This window comes from Phyllobacterium sp. TAF24 (genome assembly GCF_052113785.1).
Lineage (GTDB): Bacteria > Pseudomonadota > Alphaproteobacteria > Rhizobiales > Rhizobiaceae > Phyllobacterium.
The window spans coordinates 246,000-268,499 of the sequence record NZ_JBFRDN010000001.1; the positions used below are offsets into that span (position 1 = coordinate 246,000).

At 56.2% G+C, this 22,500-nt stretch carries 20 protein-coding genes and 1 tRNA gene; 10 read left to right on the forward strand and 11 right to left on the reverse strand.

Annotation, left to right across the window (positions count from 1 at the left end; genetic code table 11):
* Window positions 1-86 precede the first annotated feature (86 nt).
* From AB4Y96_RS01215 to AB4Y96_RS01230, 4 genes are all read left to right on the forward strand, one after another.
* Window positions 87-1,460, forward strand: a complete 1,374-nt coding sequence (locus tag AB4Y96_RS01215) for a glutamate--cysteine ligase (RefSeq protein ID WP_441915110.1) — start codon at window positions 87-89, stop codon at window positions 1,458-1,460.
* 12 nt (window positions 1,461-1,472) lie between these two features.
* Window positions 1,473-2,216 (forward strand): SDR family oxidoreductase, encoded by a 744-nt coding sequence (locus tag AB4Y96_RS01220; RefSeq protein ID WP_441915112.1) that lies wholly within the window; start codon window positions 1,473-1,475, stop codon window positions 2,214-2,216.
* A 75-nt stretch (window positions 2,217-2,291) separates the two neighbouring features.
* On the forward strand, window positions 2,292-3,230 hold the full coding sequence (locus AB4Y96_RS01225) for a phosphoribosylaminoimidazolesuccinocarboxamide synthase (protein ID WP_441915114.1): 939 nt from the start codon (window positions 2,292-2,294) through the stop codon (window positions 3,228-3,230).
* A 295-nt stretch (window positions 3,231-3,525) separates the two neighbouring features.
* On the forward strand, window positions 3,526-4,515 hold the full coding sequence (locus AB4Y96_RS01230; RefSeq protein ID WP_441915116.1) for a DUF937 domain-containing protein: 990 nt from the start codon (window positions 3,526-3,528) through the stop codon (window positions 4,513-4,515).
* A gap of 115 nt (window positions 4,516-4,630) precedes the next feature.
* Here AB4Y96_RS01230 and AB4Y96_RS01235 read toward each other — a convergent pair whose 3' ends face one another.
* A complete protein-coding gene (locus AB4Y96_RS01235) occupies window positions 4,631-4,918 on the reverse strand; it encodes a DUF1127 domain-containing protein (protein WP_091883454.1) in 288 nt (95 codons plus the stop codon).
* Window positions 4,919-5,124: 206 nt separating this feature from the next.
* Here AB4Y96_RS01235 and AB4Y96_RS01240 point away from each other — a divergent pair, with 206 nt between their 5' ends.
* Window positions 5,125-6,081, forward strand: a complete 957-nt coding sequence (locus AB4Y96_RS01240) for a LysR substrate-binding domain-containing protein (protein ID WP_441915117.1) — start codon at window positions 5,125-5,127, stop codon at window positions 6,079-6,081.
* A gap of 3 nt (window positions 6,082-6,084) precedes the next feature.
* On the opposite strand, the gene AB4Y96_RS01245 is transcribed toward AB4Y96_RS01240, so the two are convergent.
* The gene (locus tag AB4Y96_RS01245; protein ID WP_441915118.1) at window positions 6,085-6,654 is read right to left on the reverse strand and encodes a DUF2585 domain-containing protein; all 570 of its coding nucleotides are present in this window, start codon (window positions 6,652-6,654) and stop codon (window positions 6,085-6,087) included.
* Window positions 6,655-6,729: 75 nt separating this feature from the next.
* Here AB4Y96_RS01245 and xseA point away from each other — a divergent pair, with 75 nt between their 5' ends.
* Together xseA and AB4Y96_RS01255 are read left to right on the forward strand one after the other, a co-directional pair.
* A complete protein-coding gene (xseA, locus tag AB4Y96_RS01250; protein WP_441915120.1) occupies window positions 6,730-8,313 on the forward strand; it encodes an exodeoxyribonuclease VII large subunit in 1,584 nt (527 codons plus the stop codon).
* Window positions 8,314-8,407: 94 nt separating this feature from the next.
* On the forward strand, window positions 8,408-9,496 hold the full coding sequence (locus AB4Y96_RS01255; RefSeq protein WP_441915122.1) for an esterase-like activity of phytase family protein: 1,089 nt from the start codon (window positions 8,408-8,410) through the stop codon (window positions 9,494-9,496).
* A 17-nt stretch (window positions 9,497-9,513) separates the two neighbouring features.
* Here the strand turns inward: AB4Y96_RS01255 and AB4Y96_RS01260 are convergent, their stop codons facing one another.
* The 7 genes from AB4Y96_RS01260 to AB4Y96_RS01290 form a co-directional block, all read right to left on the reverse strand.
* Window positions 9,514-10,611 carry an ABC transporter substrate-binding protein gene (locus AB4Y96_RS01260; protein ID WP_441915124.1) on the reverse strand — a complete coding sequence of 366 codons (1,098 nt, stop codon included), beginning with the start codon at window positions 10,609-10,611 and terminating at the stop codon, window positions 9,514-9,516.
* Window positions 10,608-11,993, reverse strand: coding sequence for a sensor histidine kinase (locus AB4Y96_RS01265; protein ID WP_175540668.1), 1,386 nt, complete (start codon window positions 11,991-11,993; stop codon window positions 10,608-10,610). The genes AB4Y96_RS01260 and AB4Y96_RS01265 overlap by 4 nt, the downstream gene beginning before the upstream one ends.
* Window positions 11,983-12,663, reverse strand: coding sequence for a response regulator transcription factor (locus AB4Y96_RS01270; protein WP_091883441.1), 681 nt, complete (start codon window positions 12,661-12,663; stop codon window positions 11,983-11,985). Before AB4Y96_RS01270 ends, AB4Y96_RS01265 begins: the two co-directional genes overlap by 11 nt.
* Window positions 12,664-12,780: 117 nt before the next feature.
* Window positions 12,781-13,173, reverse strand: coding sequence for a type II toxin-antitoxin system HicB family antitoxin (locus AB4Y96_RS01275; RefSeq protein WP_441915125.1), 393 nt, complete (start codon window positions 13,171-13,173; stop codon window positions 12,781-12,783).
* A gap of 40 nt (window positions 13,174-13,213) precedes the next feature.
* Window positions 13,214-13,396 carry a type II toxin-antitoxin system HicA family toxin gene (locus tag AB4Y96_RS01280; protein ID WP_441915127.1) on the reverse strand — a complete coding sequence of 61 codons (183 nt, stop codon included), beginning with the start codon at window positions 13,394-13,396 and terminating at the stop codon, window positions 13,214-13,216.
* Between the two features lie 327 nt (window positions 13,397-13,723).
* Window positions 13,724-13,800: transfer RNA gene (locus AB4Y96_RS01285), tRNA-His, on the reverse strand.
* Window positions 13,801-14,023: 223 nt separating this feature from the next.
* Complete coding sequence (locus AB4Y96_RS01290) at window positions 14,024-14,479, reverse strand: phasin (RefSeq protein WP_091883437.1); 456 nt, start codon at window positions 14,477-14,479, stop codon at window positions 14,024-14,026.
* 290 nt (window positions 14,480-14,769) lie between these two features.
* On the opposite strand from AB4Y96_RS01290, the gene AB4Y96_RS01295 reads away from it, so the two are divergent.
* The 3 genes from AB4Y96_RS01295 (at window position 14,770) to AB4Y96_RS01305 (ending at window position 20,750) form a co-directional block, all read left to right on the forward strand.
* Window positions 14,770-17,937 carry a PAS domain-containing sensor histidine kinase gene (locus AB4Y96_RS01295; protein ID WP_441915130.1) on the forward strand — a complete coding sequence of 1,056 codons (3,168 nt, stop codon included), beginning with the start codon at window positions 14,770-14,772 and terminating at the stop codon, window positions 17,935-17,937.
* Between the two features lie 91 nt (window positions 17,938-18,028).
* The gene (locus tag AB4Y96_RS01300; protein WP_441915131.1) at window positions 18,029-18,589 is read left to right on the forward strand and encodes an NAD(P)H-dependent oxidoreductase; all 561 of its coding nucleotides are present in this window, start codon (window positions 18,029-18,031) and stop codon (window positions 18,587-18,589) included.
* A 199-nt stretch (window positions 18,590-18,788) separates the two neighbouring features.
* Window positions 18,789-20,750, forward strand: coding sequence for an AsmA family protein (locus AB4Y96_RS01305; RefSeq protein ID WP_441915132.1), 1,962 nt, complete (start codon window positions 18,789-18,791; stop codon window positions 20,748-20,750).
* An 8-nt stretch (window positions 20,751-20,758) separates the two neighbouring features.
* Here the strand turns inward: AB4Y96_RS01305 and AB4Y96_RS01310 are convergent, their stop codons facing one another.
* Window positions 20,759-21,577 carry an ABC transporter permease gene (locus tag AB4Y96_RS01310; protein WP_441915133.1) on the reverse strand — a complete coding sequence of 273 codons (819 nt, stop codon included), beginning with the start codon at window positions 21,575-21,577 and terminating at the stop codon, window positions 20,759-20,761.
* 1 nt (window position 21,578) lies between these two features.
* The gene (locus tag AB4Y96_RS01315) at window positions 21,579-22,490 is read right to left on the reverse strand and encodes an ABC transporter permease subunit (RefSeq protein WP_091883426.1); all 912 of its coding nucleotides are present in this window, start codon (window positions 22,488-22,490) and stop codon (window positions 21,579-21,581) included.
* Between the last annotated feature and the right edge of the window lie 10 nt (window positions 22,491-22,500).

Below are 22,500 nucleotides of genomic sequence, written 5' to 3' on the forward strand. Positions count from 1 at the left end.
TGCATCAGAGAAATTTGCTTGCGCTCGTTTCCGAAAACAGCCAATCACGCCTCAGTTAAGAACATTCTAGTGGGGAAGCACCATCCATGGCGCGCGACACAACAGACGAGACGCCCCTTTCCGGCGCGGAAGAACTGGCGACCTATCTAGCTCAGGGTTCCAAGCCGCAATCCGCGTGGCGCATCGGCACCGAGCACGAGAAATTCCCGTTCTACACCGAAGATAACAGCCCGGTTCCCTATGATGGCCCGCGCGGTATCCGGGCGATCCTTGAAGGCATGCAGTCGAAACTTGGCTGGGAACCTATTATTGACGAGGGCAATATTATCGGCCTCGTGGAACCCACCGGCCAAGGCGCAATCTCGCTTGAGCCGGGTGGTCAGTTCGAACTATCAGGCGCGCCGCTTTCAACCATCCACCAGACCTGCCGCGAAACCAATGCGCATCTGGCACAGGTGCGTGAAATTGCCGAGCCGCTGGGTATTCGTTTTCTTGGCCTTGGCGGCAGCCCGAAATGGACGCTGGCTGAAACGCCGCGCATGCCGAAATCCCGCTACAACATCATGTCCAACTACATGCCGAAAGTCGGCAAGGACGGGCTGAACATGATGTATCGCACCTGTACCATTCAGGTGAATCTCGACTTTGCCTCGGAAACCGATATGCGCCGCAAGATGCAGGTTTCGGTGAAACTGCAATCCATTGCCACGGCGCTTTTTGCAATGTCACCCTTTACCGAGGGCAAGCCCAATGGCCTGCTTTCGTGGCGCTCCGATATCTGGCGCGACACGGATAATAACCGCTCAGGCGTACTGCCCTTCATCTTCAACGAGAATTTCGGCTTTGCTGATTACGTTGAATGGGCGCTCGATGTACCGATGTATTTCGTCCTGCGCCATGGCCGTTACCATGATTGCACCCATGTGACCTTCCGCCAGTTCATGAACGGCGCGTTGAAAGACTCAATTCCCGAAGGCACGCCCAATATGGGCGACTGGACCAACCATCTTTCGACGCTGTTCCCGGAAGTGCGCCTGAAGCGCTTCCTTGAAATGCGCGGTGCCGATGGCGGACCATGGCGGCGCATCTGTGCGCTCCCGGCGTTTTGGGTCGGCATTCTCTATGATGCCGAGGCGTTGGATGCAGCCGAAATACTCACCCGCGACTGGACTTATCCTGAGGTGCAGGCACTGCGCGATGACGTACCGGCAAAGGGCCTGCGCGCCACACTGCGCAACCGCTCGGTGCATGAAATCGCACGCGAGGTGCTGGCGATTTCGCGGCTAGGCCTGAAAAACCGCGCCCTGCTCAACAGTGAAGGCTTTGACGAGACCCATTATCTCGCCTCGCTGGAGGAAGTTGTCGCGCGCGGCACGACGTCTGCCGAACAGATGCTGAGCCAATATAACACCGTCTGGGGCAGTTCGGTGGAACCCGCCTTTCTGGAGTACGCCTACTAAGGAGACGCCGTAATGACCAAGACCATTCTGATCACAGGTGCAAGCCGTGGTATCGGCCGGGCGGCCGCAATTCTTGCGGGTAAAAAGGGATGGTCCGTCGGCGTCAACTATGTGGGCAATAAGGCTGCCGCCGATGAAGTGGTTGCCACGATCATCGCTGCCGGTGGCAAGGCAAAAGCAATTCAGGGTGACGTTGCCAGCGAGGCCGATGTTATCTCGATGTTCAAGCAGAGCGAAGAACTTGGTCCGCTGGATGGGCTTGTGGTCAATGCCGGCATCGTTGCGCCTGCATCCAAGCTGATGGATATGGATATTGCGCGTCTGCAGCGCATGTTCGATGTCAATATTCTCGGTGCCTATCTCTGCGCTCGCGAGGGCGTGCGCCGGATGGCCCGTTCACGCGGTGGCCGGGGTGGATCAATCGTCATTCTGTCGTCAGCCGCTGCACGGCTTGGCGGTCCATCGGAATATGTCGATTATGCCGGATCAAAGGGCGCGATGGATACGCTCACCATAGGTCTTTCCAAGGAAGTGGGACCAGAGGGYATTCGCGTCAATGCCATTCGCCCCGGTCTGATCGAAACCGATATTCATGCCAGCGGCGGTCAGCCTGATCGCGCCCAACGCCTCGGCGTGTCCGCACCACTCGGACGGCCCGGCACGGCTGAGGAAGTCGGCGAATCCATCGTCTGGCTGCTCAGCGATGCCGCATCCTATGTCACTGGCGCACTTCTTGATGTAACAGGCGGGCGCTAGGCCAGAATTTGACTCCCGTTGGCAGACTTATGTGTTATGCGAAAGCCAGATTGTCTGACGCGGATTCCAGAGCCCATGCCAAAACACCAAGCGCTTACCGAAGCTTTCATTCCCGAATTGCCGAACTATTACCGGGGCAAGGTTCGCGAGAACTATGATCTGCCCGACGGGCGGCGCATCATTATCGCCACCGACCGCATCAGTGCGTTTGACCGGATTCTCGCCTGCATTCCGCTGAAAGGCGAAGTGCTGACGCAGATGGCGCGTTATCAGTTCGAGCAGACCAAGGATATCTGCCCCAACCATGTGCTTGATTATCCTGACCCGAATGTCGTGGTTGCCCGCAGGCTGGATATTTTGCCGGTTGAAATCATTGTGCGCGGCTATCTCGCCGGAACCACAAGCACATCAATCCTGACGCAGTACAAAGCGGGCAAACGCGCCATGTATGGCACGACTTTTCCGGATGGCATGCAGGACAATGAAAAGCTGCCCGCTTCGATTATCACGCCAACATCCAAAGCCTTTGATGGCGGCCATGATGAACCATTGACCGTACAGGAAATACTGGATCAGAAACTGCTGACACAGGAGCAGTGGGATACGGTTTCCGCCTATGCGTTCAAGCTTTTTGCACGCGGACAGGAAATTGCCGCAAGCCGCGGACTTATCCTTGCCGATACGAAATATGAGTTCGGCACCGATACGGATGGCAATATCGTTCTGGCCGATGAAATCCACACATCGGATTCCAGCCGCTACTGGTTTGCCGACAGCTATGCGCCGGGCAAGCGTCCGGTTAGTTTCGACAAGGATTTCATCCGCACATGGGTGGTCGAGCGCTGTGATCCATACAAGGACGATATTCCTGAAATTCCACAGGATATGATCGACGCCACAACCAAGGTCTATATTCAGGCCTATGAAACGATTACCGGCGAGACGTTTGTGCCCGGTGATCCGTCCGTTAATCCGCTGGAGCGTATTCGCGGGAATTTGGCACAGTATTTTTAGGTGGTGATTGTGCCGCTGGGCGAGGTTTCACCCCCCTCTGTCCTGTCGGACATCTCCCCCACAAGGGGGGAGATCACATTGACATGAACGCTTTCGCTTACCTTGCACAGTTGGAGATTGGCGAAAGCAGCATTGCTAGCTGATCTCCCCCCTTGTGGGGGAGATGTCCGACAGGACAGAGGGGGGTGAAGCCTCATCAACGTCCTCAACACCCTAACCCGATAAAAAGATTGAACTTTGAATACCAGCAAGGCTACTCTTTCTTCGTGCATTAGCCCGAAGGAGGATCGGCGCCATGAATCTCGTAGACATGTTCCTAAAGGGACAGGGTGGGCAGGCTGTTGAGGCGCTGTCGCGCCAGTTTCAGCTTTCGCAACAACAGACAATCGCAGCCATCGAGGCGTTGATGCCAGCCTTTTCGCAAGGCTTGCAGCGCAACACGGCCGATCCCATGGGCGTTGGCGCGTTCATTCAGGCGCTTTCATCCGGCCAACACGTCAATTATTTTGATAACCCGCAGGCGGCCTTCAACCCGGCCGGTATTGCCGATGGGAATGCCATTCTCAATAATCTTTTCGGCTCCAAGGATCTGTCACGGGCGGTTGCCGATCATGCCGCGCGGATGACTGGCATTGCGGTCAGCACCTTGCAGCAGATGCTCCCCGTCCTTGCATCCATGACGATGGGTGGGCTTTACAAACAGTCGACAGGCCAGTTTGCAGCGGCGGGTCTTGGCGGCGGCAATGTCATTGGCGATCTCATCGAACAGATGATGCGCCAGGGCGGCGGTATGGGCGGAGGGATCGGCGGGCAGACTGTTCCGAACCAGTCGGGCGCTGCCAACCCGTGGGGGCAAATTCTGGAAAGCATGCTCGGTGGCGGTGCTGCCGCTCCGCAACAGCCGCAGGGTCAGGGTAATCCATGGGGCAACAACAATCCGCTTGGCCAGATTCTGGAACAAATGACGCGCGGCGGGTTTCCCGGTGCCACGCCGCAGGGTCAGCAACCCACAGGAAATGCGCAGGCGCAGAACCCGTTCGGCGACAATCCGTTCGGCAAAATCTTCGAGGAAATGCTCGGCGGCGGCGCACAGCGGCAGTCGGCGCCACAAGCGGCGCCAAAACAGCCGGATGAACCGGCTGCTCCCCCATCCTCACCTGACAATCCCTACAAAGATATTTTCGGCCAGATGTTCGAAACCGGGCGCAAGACCAGCGAACAATATCAAAAGGGCATGGAAACCATTTTTGACCAGTATCTGCGCGGGATGGACCGCAACAAATAAATTCTAATCCCCATAAAGAAAAAGCCCGGCCAGAAGGCCGGGCAGTGGGCAGGCGGGGCACCGGGAGGGGATTCCGGTGTGAATGGGACGCCTGCTAAACAGTCAAAATCGGTGCTTAGCTGATCGAGCGTGCTGCACGCACACGGGCCCTGACATCGGCCAATGCGCCCAGTCTCTCGCTCGGATCTTCAAGCAGCGACGTGCCAAGGGCAGAATGCAGATCACCGCGCGTGACACCAATGTCATGCAGCATTTGATCGTTCCACTCACCGAGGCTCAAAATCGTTTTGCGATTGCGGCGGGCGACGATCATTCGGGTGACAAAGCCTGCGGCCTGAACCAGCGCGAAAGTGATCGCGGGCACAAATCCATTTACTTCAGTCGTTCTCGTTGTCGTCGTCATCGCCCTACTCCTTTTGTAAATGGCGCTGATCAGAAGGGTTGAATCACGCAGAAACTATTTTCTACGCATCACGCTTGGTATCGTTTCAACACCAGCGTTTCCTGAACATCTGTAGAATGATCCACAAAAATTGATTATTCAAACGAATGTTTTTCATGTAAAGCTTCAATAATAATGATGGATCGAACCGTGTCGGGAGCAACGCCATGAGCGCACCACTTGATCTTGACCAATTGCAGACATTTATTGCCATTGCCGATAGCGGCAGCTTCACCAGAGCCGCCGATGCAGTCAACAAAACACAATCTGCGGTATCCATGCAGATGCGCCGGCTGGAAGAACGCGTTTCCAAGGCGCTGTTTGAACGCGACGGTCGCACCAACAAGCTGACAGAAGATGGCGAGCGTTTGCTTGCTTATGCGCGGCGCATGATGCAGCTCAATGGCGAAACCATCGCCGCCTTTGACGATACGCAATTGCAGGGCCATATCCGCATTGGTACCCCAGATGATTACGCCGATCGTTTCCTGCCGGAGATCATGGCGCGGTTTTCCCGCTCCAATCCCCGTGTCGAACTATCGGTCGTTTGCGAGCCCACTGTTAATCTCGACGAGATGATCCGTAAGGGTCAGCTTGATCTCGCGCTCGTCACCCAATGCGATGATATGCGTCGCTCGGAAGTGGTGCGAAGCGAGCAGTTGCTTTGGGTAACATCGGCGCACCACACGGTGCATGAAGAGAAGGTTCTGCCGCTTGCTGTTGGCCGCCCAACCTGTATCTGGCGTGCAGCAGCTATTGATGTGCTCGACACCATGCATCACGACTACCGCATTCTGTTCACCAGCTGGTCGGCAACGGTGCTCGCGGCGGCGGTGCAGGCAGGTCTTGCGGTGTCGATCCTGCCGGAATGTGCCCTGCGCCCCGGTATGCGTGTGCTTGGTGAAGCGGATGGTTTTGGCCGCCTGCCGGAGTTTGGTATCGGCATCATGCGCGGTCACACCAAGCCGTCGGCCATTGTCGATGCGCTCGCCCAGCATATCGTGGAAAGCCTCGATAACCTGTCCATGCCGACACCCGTCAGCATGGCAACAACGGCTGCGCCTAACCTCGTCAATCAGCGCCTGCGGCAGGTGCGCTCCACCGAATTGGTGCCCGGCTGGTAATCCTTAGAGGCCGCCCTGCCACGCCTTGATGGCATCAAGCGGATAGACCAGCATCACGATGTTGAGGGTGAGATTGTCGCGAATGACATATCCTGCGAGCAATTCGAAGAAGATCGCGATCATGATCGTCAGCCACAGCGGCGCACGGGACGCGAAGAAAAAGCCTATTACCATGAACAGGATATCACAGACCGAGTTCAGCACGCTGTCGCCAGTATAGCCAAGCGCAATCGTCGCTTCGCGATAGCGGTTGATGACCATATCGGTGTTCTCGAAAATCTCCCATGCCGCCTCAACAGCTATGGCGAAGAGCAGCCGGAAACCCACAGGCTTGCTGCGGGCGGCAAGCCAGAGAATGCCATAGAACAGAAAACCGTGGATGATGTGCGACAGGGAATACCAGTCGGAAATATGCTGGGAATTATCAGACGAATTGACTTCGCCGACCCAGAGCTTGACCGTACCGCAGGTGCACATAGGATTACGCCCCATCAACAGCAGGATAATGGCAGTAAGCGCGATCATCGCAGCGCCGATCATGAGATAGTGGCGCAGACTGATACGTCCGGTCATAGCATTCCCCTTTTCATCCCCGCAACATCCGCCTCCCAGACTTGACGCCATCCACCACCCCGGTAGGAATAGGAAATGACCGAAAAGTCCGAATCGACGTCTAATGTCGCTGAATATTCCGTATCCGAAATCTCCGGAGCGCTAAAGCGTACTGTTGAGGATACGTTCGGCCATGTGCGCGTGCGCGGCGAAATATCCGGTTATCGCGGCCCGCATTCATCAGGCCACGCCTATTTTTCGCTAAAGGATGACAAGGCCCGCATCGAGGCAGTCGTCTGGCGCGGCAGCATGAGTCGTCTGAAATTCCAGCCTGAAGAAGGTATGGAAGTCATCGCCACGGGCAAGCTGACCACCTATCCCGGTTCATCCAAATACCAGATTGTCATTGAGCAGATGGAGCCAGCCGGCGCAGGTGCCCTGATGGCGCTTCTCGAAGAGCGCAAGCGCAAGCTCGGCGCCGAAGGTCTGTTTGATCCGGCTTCCAAGCAGTTGCTGCCATTCATGCCGCGCGTCATCGGGGTGGTCACCTCCCCGACTGGCGCGGTCATTCGCGATATCATCCACCGCATTACCGACCGTTTTCCGCTGCACGTGCTTGTCTGGCCGGTGCGCGTGCAGGGCGAAACATCAGGCGCGGAAGTGGCCGCAGCCATCAATGGTTTCAATGCCTTGCAGCCCGGCGGTGCATTGCCCCAGCCTGATGTGCTCATCGTCGCGCGCGGCGGCGGCAGTCTTGAGGATCTCTGGGGTTTTAACGATGAGATCGTGGTGCGTGCGGTCGCGGCCTCTCACATCCCTGTCATTTCAGCGGTTGGTCACGAGACGGACTGGACGCTGATTGATCTTGCTGCCGATGTCCGTGCCCCAACACCAACGGGTGCTGCAGAAATGGCCGTGCCTGTGCGGGCAGACCTGCAGGCCAATATTGCTGCTTATGGCGCTCGACTCGCGGCTGGCATGTCGCGCTATCTCGATAATCGCCGTCAGGCGCAGCGGGCTCTTGCACGGGCGCTGCCCTCGGCTGACCAGTTGCTGGCATTGCCGCGACGGCATTTTGACGAAACCGCCGCCCGGCTTGGCCGCGCCTTGCAGGCAAACACCCAGAAAAAACGTGGCCATTTTGACGGACGCGCCCGGCAATTGTCACCGCGCGTCCTGCAGCAGCGCTTCCGTGAAAAGCAGCGGGAAGTGACAGTGTTCGGTGATCGCCTGCCACGCAGCCTCGCCGTTTTTCTGCGGGATCGCCGCGCGGTTTTCGTCCGCTACGCACATCGCCTGTCACCGGAACCCGTTGCACGTCTTGCGGTGCGAGGCCGCCAGAGCCTCACCCAGCTGGAGCGCCGTCAGGATCAGGCTATCGGCCTCACCCTTGACCGCGCCAGGCGGCGTGGCGGCGAACTCGAACGGCTGATGAAAACACTCTCGCATGAAAGCGTGCTCGAACGCGGCTTTGCCATTGTGCTCGACACATCAGGTGCGCCGGTGAAGCGCGCAGCGGCGGTTGCCAGTGGCGATAATCTGACCCTGCGCTTTCAGGATGGGGATGTGCAGGCTGTTGCCAGTGAAGGCGATGCCAATCCTGTTCGGCCTAAGCCGGAGCGCCCCGCGCCAGCCAAAAAACCGCCAGTGCCGGGCACTGATCAGGGTTCGCTTTTCTAGCCTAAAGTATGAGTCAGTTGGGTCGAAACATTCATCCAGCCGTCAAATCCGGCTGTTAGGACGACTGCATCAACCCTAACCTCAGGTGCCGACGATGAAGACAGTCTCCATTTGCGCCGCAGCCCTGCTTTGGGCTGCAATAGCGCCCGCTGCCTCTGCCGAGGACTTCGGAAAACTTTCACTTCTGGGCGAGGTCGTTCTGCCCACCGGCCTCAAAATCGCGGGTGTCGAGTTTGGCGGCATTTCCGGGCTCGACTATGATGCGGCCAACGACATCTACTATGCCATTTCAGATGACCGTTCGGAGAAGGCTCCCGCACGCTTTTACACGCTCAAGATCGCGATGAATGAAAAAGGTATCAATGGCCTCGACATCGTCTCGACCCGGACTTTGCTTGATGCCGGGGGCAAGCCATTTGCCATCAAAGACGTCGATCCGGAATCCATCCGCTTCAATCCGGCAACCGGCACCCTCTATTGGACAAGCGAGGGTGATCTGAATGGCAAGCCAGCCGTGCGCGAATCCCGCACGGATGGCACGCTTATCCGTGAGTTCGCGTTACCAGATGCCTATCTGCCCAATTTTTTCAAGACGCGCGGCGTGCGAAACAATCTCTCTTTTGAAAGTATGATTATCTCCCCTGATGGCAAAAACCTGCTGGTGGGGACAGAAAATGCACTCGTTCAGGACGGCGAGGCAGCCACGCTTGATGCTGGCAGCCGTTCCCGTATTCTCGCCATCGATATTGCATCGGGAAACGCAACTGCCGAATATGCCTATGACACCGGCCCGATTTTTGCCAAGGCAACACAGGCGCCCTACTGGAACGACAATGGCATGTCAGAATTCGTTGCCGCTGGCGACGATCTTCTGACCGTTGAACGCGCGTTTGCGATGGGTGTCGGCAATCAGATCAACATCTACCGTGCAAGCTTCAACGGGGCGACCAACGTCAATGGAGAGGCATCGCTCAAGGACAAGCAAGTTTCGCCCCTCAAGAAGGTGCTCCTATTGAAACTGGGTGAAGGTGATTTTGGTCTCGACATCGACAATATCGAGTCCATCACCTGGGGCCCTGAAATCAACGGACGTAAAACGCTTGTGGTTGCCTCCGATAACAATTTCAATCCGGCACAGTTTACGCAGTTCGTCGTCTTTCAGATTGCACCGCCTACAAACTAGATCGGATCAGCTTCTCCCTATTCCCGTGTCCATTCCGGGCTGTTGAGTTCGATCAGCGAGCGCGACCAATCTTCGATGAAGCGTTGTCTCTGCGCCCAATCCTGCACGGCGAGCAGTGCCGGGCCAATGCGAATGGGCTGGGCAATACCTGACTCCTTCAGGTTTTGCGGGCCATCGACATCGGGCGGAAGGCTGCCTGTCTCGGAAAAATAGAAAGCATTGTTCCGGGCAACCAATTGGCCACGTTCCGACAGGAGGTAATCGAGAAACTGCGCACCCAGATCGCCACGCTTGGCGGATTCGGGAATCAGCGCACCACGGCTCAGCACCAATGTATAGTCCCGCGGCACGACGACCCGGAGGTCTGGATGCTTTCGCGCTGCATCATAGGCGTAGGAACCAAGCATATTATAGCCGATATAAAGGCGGCCGTTGGCTACTTCCTCAAGAATTTCGCCGGTACAGCAGCGCGCCACCGCAGAAGCGCGCGCCATGCTTTCCAGCAGACGGCCAAAGACGGTGTTCGTCTGCCGCGCATCATTGAAAGCGAGCAGATAGCCGATGCCGGAGAGGCGGATGTCGTAGGTGCCAACACGGCCGCGATAATAATCAAGCTTTTCACGCAACAGGTCGGCAAGCTCCACATGGGTTCGGGGAACCTCGGCTGGTGGCACCTTGCGGGTATTGTAGACGAAAACGGCAGGTTCATAGGTGAAACCGAAAACCTCGTCACGCCAGTTGGCCCAATCGGCGACCCGAGCCGTCTCCGGCGATGTATGGGAGGCCGCGCAACCATCATTGGCCAGTTTCAACAGCTGATCAACGGATGAGGACAACAGGAGATCGCCGAGAGGCTGGTTTTTACGGCAGGCCTCACTGGCCAATGCATGCAGCTCATTGGTCAGGTACTCGATGTAATCGATGGTTATGCCGGGCGCGGACTGCTGAAAATCATCAATGAGCGGCTTCATCGCCGCCAGATCAGTGGTTGAATAGATTGTCAGCCTGCCGGTTTCGGTCTGGAGCGACGGAAACTGCGTGCGGTTGTCTTCGGCGGCGAAAGCCGGAAATACACCGAAGATGATAGCAAGGATGGCCGTGAAAGCTCTCATCATTTTACGGCCCCTTTGTATAACGGCAATGTCAGAACCACCGTAAAACTTTTCTCATCGCGTGCGCGAAAGCCAAGTGTACCGCCATGGGCGTTCACCACTTCCTGTGCAATGGCAAAGCCGAGACCGGAGCTGCCTTCGTGGGATTTTGATGTTGCAAAACGCTGGGTGGCTTTCTCCCAACCTTCCGGTGGAATGCCGGGGCCATCGTCCTCCACCTCAACATAGGCATCAATCGCATCGGAACGCACCCGCACCTCAAGCCGCTGATCTGTACCATGACGCAAAGCATTGTCGATGACATTGACGATGGCTTCGCGCAGGCTGACAGCATCACCAAGCACAAAGGGCCGGTCATCGGGCGCCTCGAACGAGATAACAATATCCGGATCAACGGTGATCGGAATGGCAGCGCGATAGGCGCGGCGCGCTACGTCCACAAGGCTGATCGGCTCCAGCTGGATCGAGTCGGCGCGATGGATGACCATGGCATGGCTGAGCAACTGGTTGGTCAAGCGCGCCAACTCGCCGGTGCGCTGCTGCACACGTTCAAAATGCTGACGTCCGGCTTTGTCGAGTTTGTCATGGCCAAGAAGATCGATCTGAGCCGACAGGGCCGTCAGCGGGGTTCTTATCTGGTGGGCCGCATCGGCGATAAACCGTTGCAGCAAATCCACGCGCTCATCGAGACGCCCCATGAAATGATTGATGGAGCTGACAAACGGATCAAGCTCGCGTGGAACATCCACCGTGACGGGCGTCAGGTCATGCGGATCGCGGCGGCGCACCGCCGCGCCAAGCCGCTCGACCGGCTGCAGCGCATAGCGAATGGCGAGCATCGCACCGGCAAAGGCGAGAAGGCTCATGATCAGAACAAGGATCGTGGCACGCAGAGTAAGCTCGCGGGTCAAGGCAGAGCGTGCCTCGTTGGTTTGCGCCACGATGACATAGGCACGCCCACTGACGGACGGGTCCGCCAGCACACGCGTGGCGCGGGCGATGCGCACCGCCTCGCCCTTATAGGTGCCTTCGCTGATATCAAGCGCATCCCGGCTGCCATCAGGAGGTTCGGGGCTTTGCAGATCATCATAGCCAGTAACGGTTTTGCCCTTCGTATCGATAACGCGATAAAAAATCCGGTCGCGCTCGGCAAGGCCGAGCAATTCGAACGCCGATGTGGGCAACCGAACACTGAGAGCGCCATTTTCGACAGAAAGGCTTTCGGCCATTTGCAGGGCAGCACCAACCAGAAGCCGGTCATAGGCTTTGTCGGCAGCCGTTTCCGCGTAATACCAGGCGGCGCTGACCAGCAATGCCGCGCCGATGCCCAGCACCAGCGAAATACGCCGGGCCAGCCGCGCGAAAAGTGACGGTTCATGCTGCATCGCCGGCCACCAGTTGATATCCCAGCCCGCGCACCGTCACGATGCGTGCCTGTGCGCCTTCCAGTTTCTTGCGCAAACGGCCCACGTAAAGCTCGATCGCATTGGCGTTGGCAGCGGCCTCGTCAAAGCCAAAAATCTGGTCGAGCAATTCATCCTTACTGAAAACACGGCCGGGGCGTGCAGCCATCACCTCAAGCAATGTCAGCTCTCGGCGCTTCAACTGGACTTCGCGCTTACCCACATGGACAGAGCGCGCACCCCGGTCGATAGCGATATCGCCGCACTTGATCAGATTGGTCGCCTCCCCGCCGGTGCGACGCCGGATCAGCACGCGGGCGCGCGCTTCAAGCTCACGAAAATCGAAAGGTTTGACAAGATAATCATCGGCGCCAAGATCGAGCGCGCCGACACGATCTTCAATCTCTGACCGCGCCGTCAGCACGAGAACAGGAACAGTATTACCAGATTTGCGCAGGCGCTTGAGAATCTCAAAACCATCCATATCAGGCAGCATGACATCGAGAATGATCAGCGCATATTCGGTGAAATCGATGATCTCGGCAGCATCGCGGCCATTGGTTTCCCAATCCACAGCATGGCCGATCGCCTCGAAACGCTTGGCGATAGCCTCCCCCACATCATGCGTATCCTCAACCAGCAATATGCGCATGGTTTTCATTGGCATGAACACCCTTCGGGATCAATGAAGATGACGCAGACTTGGCAAATTGGGATCGGGGCGGTATCGAATCCGCGCTTGCTACCGGGGCTTTCTTGTTTTGATGCTCTAAGCCTCGATCTCGCGCTTGGCGGCACTGGCCAGAAAGGCAGAGCGCGTTGTACCGCGCGCCTTGACGGTATCATCAATAGCGCGCAACAGGCCGCGCTCGAATGTGACGTTGGCTCTCACAACCGCGGTGTCATTGTCAATCAGCGGCACAAAAACCAGATAGGCTCCGGCCGCGAGCTCATCCTTGATATCTTGCCGTGCCAAAATGTCCCCGTGGCTGGATGGGGCTGGAAGCTCTGCATCCTCGGCGTATAGACGCAGTGCCTCGACGGCATTGTGGACAATATCATCAGCGTTGTCCGAAGCCGAATAAACCCCTTTGATATCGGGAAACTGAATACCAAACGCGCTGTCTTCATCCTTATGAACCAACGCAAAATAATGACGCATCTTATACCCTTCCCGGATCATCCAATGTATGAGGGTGTGGTTAGAGCCAGCCCGCATCCTTCGCTATTGAGCGAGCCGTCCCGATGGGCAGATCCCGCTTTGGATGAGGCACGATCAACGTGAGACTGCCTTTGCGGAACTTGTGGTGCGACCCACTCACAGAGACGAGTTCAAAACCCTCATCTTTTAGTCTTTTGATGATCTTGCGGCTGTTTCGCTCCATTTCAACCCTTGTTGAATGTGTCAATATATACACACGCCTCTGCTATAAGGCAACGAAAATGCGCATTATTATGCGCATTGGATTATCCATGTCATGCGGTGAAAGGCAGGAGCCAAAGCAGTCGATGTCGCAAGAATACGCAGATTATATTGTCATATCCGGCTTAAGACCGAACGTAGGGATGCGCTGGCGTCCGACATTCTGTTCTATAAATTTTGGATGGCTGTCAGCGTCAGGCAGGCAGTGCAAAATCGAGAACGCGAGCGCAGCGCGCGTTACTGAATTATGAAAATATTTAAATAGAGAAAAAGCTGCGAAATTTAGAAGTGGTACGGACGGGTGGATTCGAACCACCGACCTCAGGAGCCACAATCCTGCGCTCTAACCAACTGAGCTACGACCGCGCACCGTCTTCTTTTCGACAGGGGTCACATACGTAAGATTGATGCTTTTGGCAAGCACCCGATGCAACAGAAAGGTAAAAACAAACAAAAAAGAAAAGGCCGGGGGAGGATCCGGCCTTTTCCATTAATGCAAGACCCGTACGGGAGGAACTATTGGGTCTTGCTTGTCCAGCGGCTGGGAGGAGGAGTGCCGCCGGAGTATTTTTTGATCAAAAGCGCCTGATTAGGCGACCTTGACGTCCTTGATTGCCTTCTCAACAGCCGACTTGACTGGAGCGGAGATTTCTTCAACAGCCTTCGTAGCAACTGTCTGGAATTCCTTGGCCTGGTCTGTAAGGGCTTCAGCCTGCTTGCGAACGAATGCGCTCTGCAGTTCGATAACTTCGCCGAAAGACTTAACGCCGATCAGAGCTTCGATATGAGCAAAGCTTGCTTCGGTGTTGGCGCGCAGCGCAGCCAATGCCTTGAGCGAAAGAGCAGCAGTGTTCGACTGTGCAGTTTCGAAAGTGCTTTCGAGTGTCTTCTGTGCAGCTTCAGCCTGATCCTTGATCTTGGCATAAGCTTCCTTGGACTGGGCAACGCCCTTCTCGGTGAATTCGCGAACCTGATCGGTTACAGCGGTCGCATCAAATGTAGGGATCGAGAACGCATCAGCAGTCTGTTTTGTTGTCTTGCTCATAATATGTTCCTTCCGGTTGCAGCCTGTTTATGCGACTGCTTGTGAATTCATGGATTGTATATAGCTGCATTTATTGTGCATTGCAACATTTCTTTTGCAGCGCACAATCAAGAGCCTGATTTTCCATCGAAATATTTTTGTGGAGCGTCTTTGAAGTTAACTAAACCAAGAGAAAGACGTGTGAGGTAGATGCGTATGAGTGGACGATTGACCGCCTTAGCTTTATTAACAGAGTATTAAGACAGTCCGCAGACAGCGGGTCTTTCATTGTGGAGTACACCGGTCAACCGATGACGTCTGGAACCTACCCATTCATCGATATTGCCGTTCTGGATGAAATTCGCGAGCATTTTGCCAATGGCGATGCGCTTGTGGTTATTTCACCGGATCTGGAGAGCGTCATATGGGCCAATGGTCAGGGCGCAGCCGCTCTTGGCTATCCGACCATTGATGATATTCTGGATGCGGGTTCAGTACTCAACGTTCAGGCCCGGCGCCAGCTGATGGCGCTCGACGGTTTCCCCGCCATTGGTCATGGCCGCACGGTTTCCCTGCGCGTGGCGTTTGGACTGGCCAGCCGCATCCTGACATTTCAGGCAAGCGATCTGACCCTGCCGCGCGGCGAACCGGCCATCCTGCTCTCCATCGCCAATACATCGCGGATGACATCGGAAGCTGACATTGCAACCCTCGCGATCAAGGGTTTTGGTGACAGCACGACCCATGCGGCGATGATTGATGCCACAGGCAAGGTGCTGGCGGCATCGGACCAGTTTCGCGCCATCGGGTTCAGCGATAAGATTTTGGGCGATCTGGTGCGCGAAGTGCGTCTGGAACGCAACAGGCTCGTCAAGCGACCAGTACAGGCATCGGGCGGTTTCGTGCCAACAGGGATCGCACGGCTGACCGACAGCCCTGCCCTGCACCTGCTGTTCGCCATTGAGGACATCAACCGAAATACCGGGCAATCAGCAACGGTTGATGAAAAGCTGCCGGAGCCTGTTCTCCCACCGCAAATGGTGATCGCACAAGATACCGGCGCACCGCAAAATAATGCCGTTGAACCAATCGCTGAAACTGTCCCGGAACCGCTAGCCGAGCAAAAGGCTGATACGGCGTCCGAAAGCAGTGCTTTTCAATACAGGCCATCTGACACCCCTGTCCGGTTTGTCTGGAAAGTGGATGCGGATGCTAAATTCAATGAAGTATCGCCGGAGTTTGTTGGCGCTGTCGGACCCAATTCGGCTGACGTGATCGGAAAGTCCTTCCGCGATGTCGCCAAGGTTTATGGGCTGGATAGCGGCGGCGAGATAGCCGATCTGCTGGAACGGCGTGACACGTGGTCAGGACGGACAGTCCAATGGCCCATCGAGGGCACCGATTTGCGCGTTCCCATTGAACTGGCGGCCCTGCCGATCTACTCGCGCGAGCGGGTTTTCATGGGCTTTCGTGGTTTTGGCGTTGCCCGGATGGGCGATGTTACAACCGACCCTGAGGCCATCGGCAAGGTGCTGGCTCCCGAACCAGCCATGCCAGTGGATGCATTCAATGGCGAAAAACCTGCTATTGCCGTTACACCTGAAGCACAGATCGAAACACCACGCGACGAAGCCAGACCCGAACCGATCGAAGGAAATGTCATTCCCCTGAAGACCAATCGTCTTCCACGCGATGATGGCCGGTTGAATGATGCGGAGCGCAATGCTTTCAGGGAAATCGCAGAGCGCCTTCGCCGCGAAGTTCTTGCTGACAACCCAAAGGAATTGGACCCTATTCCTGCACCCGCTGTCGCGGATGTTGAAGTGACATCAGGTCGGCCCGCCGCCGGATTGGCGAAATCGGAGCCAGTTGCGCCGCCGGTTCCTGCTGCGGAAGTTGTTGGTCCGGGTTACGACGCATCGGCTGGTAAGGCTGCAACTGCAATCACGCCGGAAAAAGATTTTGCCGAAAACATCCGGACAAAGGCGCGGCAGGGTGTGGATACCGCCATTCTGGCGGCGCTGCCCCTTCCCGTTCTGATCCATCGCCACGGCATTCTTCTTTATGCCAACAAGACGCTGCTCGACGCTACGCTTTATGAATCGCATGACGCCATTAATGCCGCCGGGGGGCTGAATGCGCTTTTTGCCGAGACCCCTGACCAGACCGGCGGTGAGGAAGCTGATGGTGTGAACCTGCGCCTCAGCAACGACACAACCAAGCGCGTGCAGGCTCATTTGCAGGCGGTGCGCTGGGACGAAGACGGCGAACGTGCCTTGATGCTCGCCCTTTCGCCGGAAGCACAGGCCCCGCTTGTCCAGACACAGGAACAGCGTTTTGACGACAGCGAGCGGCAGCTTCTGCAAACGCGGATCGATGAGCTTAACGCAATTCTTGATACCGCAACGGACGGAGTTATCCTGCTTGATTCCGCCGGTGCAATCCGTTCGGTCAATCATTCAGCGGCTGCGTTGTTTGGATATGAGCCGGAAGAAGTGGAAGGCAAGGCATTTTCCCTGCTCTTCGCCATCGAAAGCCAGCGGGCCGCGATGGACTACGTCAGCAGCCTTTCCGACAATGGCGTTGCCAGTGTTCTCAATGATGGCCGCGAAGTTATCGGCCGCGAGAGCAAGGGACGTTTCATTCCGCTGTTCATGACCATTGGCAAGCTTGACGCGTCAAAGGGCTTTTGTGTCGTGTTGCGCGACATCACGCATTGGAAGCAGGCCGAAGAAGAACTGGTCAGCGCCAAACGCGAGGCGGAGCGCACCTCCAGCCAGAAGAGCGAATTTCTGGCTCGGATCAGCCACGAAATCCGCACACCGCTCAATGCAATCATCGGCTTCTCGGAGTTGATGGCGGACGAGAAATTCGGCCCTATCGGCAATGAGCGCTACCGCGACTATCTCAATGATATCAGCCGTTCCGGCAATCATGTGCTGTCGCTCGTCAATGATCTGCTCGATATTTCGAAGATCGAAGCGGGTGCCGTTGAGTTCGACTTCCAGGCCGTGTCGCTGAATGAAGCCCTGACCGAAGCCGTGGCGATTATGCAGCCACAGGCCAATCGCGAGCGGGTAATCATCCGCTCCAGCCTGACATCGCGTCTGCCAGATATCGTCGCGGATCAGCGCTCGATCACGCAGATCGCGCTCAATCTCCTGTCCAATGCCATCCGCTTTACTGGACCCGGTGGACAGGTAATCATCTCGACCAGCTACGAGCCCAGCGGCGATGTACTTCTGCGCGTGCGGGATACGGGCATCGGCATGACGCGGCAGGAAGTCGAACAGGCATTGCGGCCCTATAAGCAGATCACCACGCCAAAGCATGCGCGCACGGATGGGACTGGTCTTGGCCTGCCGCTGACCAAAGCCATGGCCGAGGCAAACCGGGCGAGCTTCTCCATCGACTCAACGCCCGGACGCGGAACCATGGTCGAAATCAGCTTCCCGTCGACCCGCGTTCTCGCCGACTGAAATCGATCAGACAAATAATTCGATATACAAATCATCTGTTGGATTGATTTAACCCTGATTGGCATTCTCCAGACAAAGGAGAAAGCCAATCATGAAAACATTGATCCTCATATTTCACCCTGATTTCAAACACTCACGCGCAAACCGCGCTTTGGCCAACGCAGCAATGCAAATCCCCGGCACGGAAGTGTTTGACGTTCAGGCAGCCTATCCGGACGGGAACATCGACAGTGACGCAGAAGTCGAGCGCCTGCTTTCGGCTGACCGCATTGTCTATCAGTTTCCGATCCAGTGGTATGCTGCACCGCCAATCCTGCAGGCATGGCAAAACGCCGTACTGACCCGCATGTATTACATCAATTACGAGAATGAGGGCCGGTTGCTTGAGGGAACGCCCCTGTTCATCGCGACCACGGTGGGCAATACACCAGCAGCCTACACGCCGCAGGGTGTCAACCTGATGCCTGTCAGTGCATTGCTCAACCCCTTGCGGTCCATGGCCAACCGTTGCGGCCTTCCCTTGACCGAACCCTTTGTCGTGTATGAGACCATGAAAGCGGATGACGAAACGCTGCAAAAAGCCGGGGCATCCTATGCGTCATGGCTGTCACGCGCACCGGCACCCCATGCGAATGTTCTCGAACATGCTTAGCTCCGGTGCCTGACAAAGCTTGAGGCAATCACCGATTGCCTCATTCAATCCTCAATGTGATGGCAAACGCTCTGCAACAAATTGGCGGCAAACAGTGCCTAGGCCTTGAATTGCAACGGATGATCGCTAAACCGTAGAAGGTGAAGCGTGAAACCTTTCCGGCGCGCACCCGGAAGCAGTGTAGACATCGGAAATATTCATGTCCTGGTACAGGCCGAGGAACATTCTCGCAACGATCATTCTATTGGCTCTCGTTGCCGCGGGTCTCCTTGCCGCCATACCTTACCTCGTCAGCACGGATGTTATTCGCGCCCGGCTGATTCAGGAACTCAGCAACTGGACGGGCTATAGCGTTGAATCCCGCCAAACGCCGCAAATCTCTTTCTTTCCGGTCTTTTCCGCGTCGCTAGGCGACGTGACAATACGAAACCCATGGCAGAGTGGAGGCACGCCCTTCATGAAAGCTGAACGTATTGAGGTTGACCTGTCGCTGATCTCGGCGCTGATGGGACGCACCGAATTCACCGAGACCAAGCTTATCCGCCCGCGCTTTGTCATCGATGAACCGATCAAGAGCCTTTCGCAAATCGGCGAATCGCTGGCCAAAACCGATGGCCGCGTTGGCGATGTCATGCGTGAAGCCCGGGCCGCTATCGAAGCCAATCCGGCAAAACCGGATATGAGCAATGTATCGTCACAGCCTTTCGGCCGTATACGGCTTGAAGATGCAGTAGTGACGTTCAAACGCCCGCTCAATGGTGCAGAAGAGCAGATTTCCAGCATTAGCGGTGTTTTCGAATGGCCGCAAACATCGGGGGTTGCGAGTTTTCGCGGCAACGCCATCTGGCATGGTGAAGAAACCGAGATCGACAGTTCGGCAAGCAAGGCCCTGCTGCTTCTGGCAGGCGGCACGAGCCCGCTTCAGGTCAACCTCACATCGACGCCTTTGACCCTCGCCTTTAACGGTTCAGCTAATATCTCGAAGAACCAGTTTTTTCAGGGCACCCTGTCCCTGACCTCGCCTTCCCTGCGCCGAACCTTGGAATGGTCGAAAACACCGTCAATTCCCGGCGCACCCATCGGGAGCTTTGCGCTTGATGCGACGGTTTCAGGCTCAGCCAACCGCATGAAAATGGACGGACTGACCGCAACACTCAACGATAATCCGGCCAAGGGTGGCATTGAGATCGTTCTGAATGATGGGACGCCGAGCATTACCGGAACGCTGGCTTTCGAAACACTTGATCTTCGCTCTGTTCTGTCAGGCTTCATGCCGCTACCGGATGGTTCGGCCAATTCGAATGCGGTTGTCGACACCCGTTTTCTTAAACAGGCCAATGTCGATCTGCGTGTTTCCACCCAGAAGGCAACAGCGGGTTCTATCAACCTCACCAATGTTGCGGCAACGGCGCAGGTGCGCAATGGCCGGGCCATTTTTGATATTGGCGAGGCATCGGCGTTCAACGGTTCGGTCGCGGCGAGTTTTCAGCTGGCTGAAGAAGGTGATGGCGGTGCCACAGGCGAATTACGCCTCAACGGGACCGACGTGAACAGCGCATCCATTGCCCCATTGCTGGGTCTGGGCAACCGTTTTGAGCTTGGTAAAGGCACAATCTCCGTGGTCCTTAAAGGCCCGATCACCCGGTGGTCATCGGCAATGGAAAACGCCAAGGGGACGCTGAGCATGCGTTTTGGCACAGGGCAGATCAAAAGCCTCGATTTTAACAACCTACTCAACAAGGCCAAAACAGACCGGTTTTTCAGCTTGAACGAGAAAACGGATGCATGGCTGGCATTTGACCGGATGGAGATAAAGGCCAATATCATGGATGGTGTAGCGGCGCTCGATACGGCGCAGGTCCAGATGAAATCAGGTGTTTTGAACTTTGCCGGTATTGTCACGCTGATCGGCAAGAGTCTGGCTCTGACCGGAGACTACGCAATGCCAGTCGCCACACCTGCTCCAGCCCCGACACCAGCGCCCGCACCGGCGACGACAACCCCTGCCCCCGCAACAACGCCAGCCCCGGCGGAGGCTACCCCACAACCAGCAGCGCCCGCGGACCAGAAGCCCGTGCAGACCTTCAACCACACGCGTTTCTTTATCGGCGGTTCATGGGACAACCCGTTCATTTCGCCGATTATCGCACCGGCGAATTGAAGCCGGGTTTAATGACGGGCCGCTGCCTGTTCGTCGCGCGCCTTCTGCACCTCGCGGCGTTTATTGGCAATCGACGCGATGACCACGCCCACCGCAACAATGGCAATCAGGATGGTACAGGCAGCGTTGATCTCCGGCGTTACTCCCAAGCGAACCTGCGAGTAGATGCGCATCGGCAAGGTGGTCGCACCGGGCCCGGATGTGAAGCTTGAAATCACCAGATCATCAAGCGACAGGGTAAAGGCCAGCATCCAACCCGAAACAAYGGCAGGCAGGATAACCGGCAGCGTCACCTTGAAGAAGGTCGTAACAGGCGTTGCACCCAGATCCATCGCCGCTTCCTCAAGCGAACGGTCGAACGTCACGAGACGCGACTGCACCACCACTGCAACGAAACACATGGTGAAGGTGATATGGGCCAGCGTAACCGTCCAGATGCCCCGGTCAAAACCAATAGCCACGAACAGCAAAAGCAGCGACAGGCCGGTGATCACTTCGGGCATAACCAGCGGCGCATAGATCATCGCTGAAAACAGCATCCGCCCGCGAAAGCGGGTGTAGCGCGTCAGCGCCAGTGCGCCGAGTGTTCCCAGAATTGTCGCAACTGTTGCCGAGATCAGGCCGACGCGGATGGTCACCCATGCCGCATCAATGAAGCTCTTATTGTTGAACAGAGACACGTACCATTTGGTCGAGAACCCTGCCCAGACGGTGACGAGGCGCGACTCATTGAAGGAGAACACAACCAGCAGGACAATCGGCAAATACAGAAATGCAAAGCCAATGACCAATGAGACAATATTAAAGCGGGACCAGGTTGTGTTCATGTCACTTCTCGCTTTCCTGGGCTTTGGCTTCCGAGCGCTGGAACAGCACAATCGGCACCACAAGCAGCGCCAACAGAACGACTGCGACCGCAGAAGATAGCGGCCAGTCACGATTGGCGGAGAACTCGTTCCAAAGCGTCTTGCCGATCATCAGTGTTTCAGAACCACCGAGCAGATCGGGGATAACGAACTCGCCCACTGCCGGAATGAAGACAAGGAAACACCCGGCGACGACGCCGGGCAGTGAGAGTGGAAATGTGATTTTCCAGAAAGCAGTGATCGGCGGGCAACCGAGATCTTCAGCCGCTTCGACGAGCGAATAATCCATCTTTTCCAGCGTCGAATAAATCGGCAACACCAGAAATGGCAGATAGGAATAGACGATGCCGATCAGCACAGCAGTATTCGTGTTCAGAATATTCAGCGGCGTATCGATGACGTTGGCCCAGATCAGAAACTGGTTGAGCAGGCCCTCGGGCTTCAGAATACCGATCCACGCATAGACGCGGATAAGGAAACTTGTCCAGAAGGGCAGGATGACCAACATTAACAGGGTCGAGCGGACAGTGGCAGGGGCCCGCGCCATACCGTAAGCGATGGGATAACCGACGAGCAGCGTCAGAAACGTCGAAATACCAGCGATGATCACGCTGGAGATATAGGCTTTGACATAAAGCGGATCGCTTCCGAGGAACACATAATTGTCCCACGAGAACTGCGAGATGCTGTTGATGAAACCTTGCCAGCCAGCCCAAATATCAATCGTTGGCGTATAGGGCGGGATTGCCATCGTCACCTGCGAGAGTGAAATCTTGAAGACGATGATGAAGGGGATGAGAAAGAAGATCAGCATCCACAGATAGGGAACGCTGATAACCAGCCTGCTGACGACCGATGCTATCAATTTTTGCATGACATCGCCC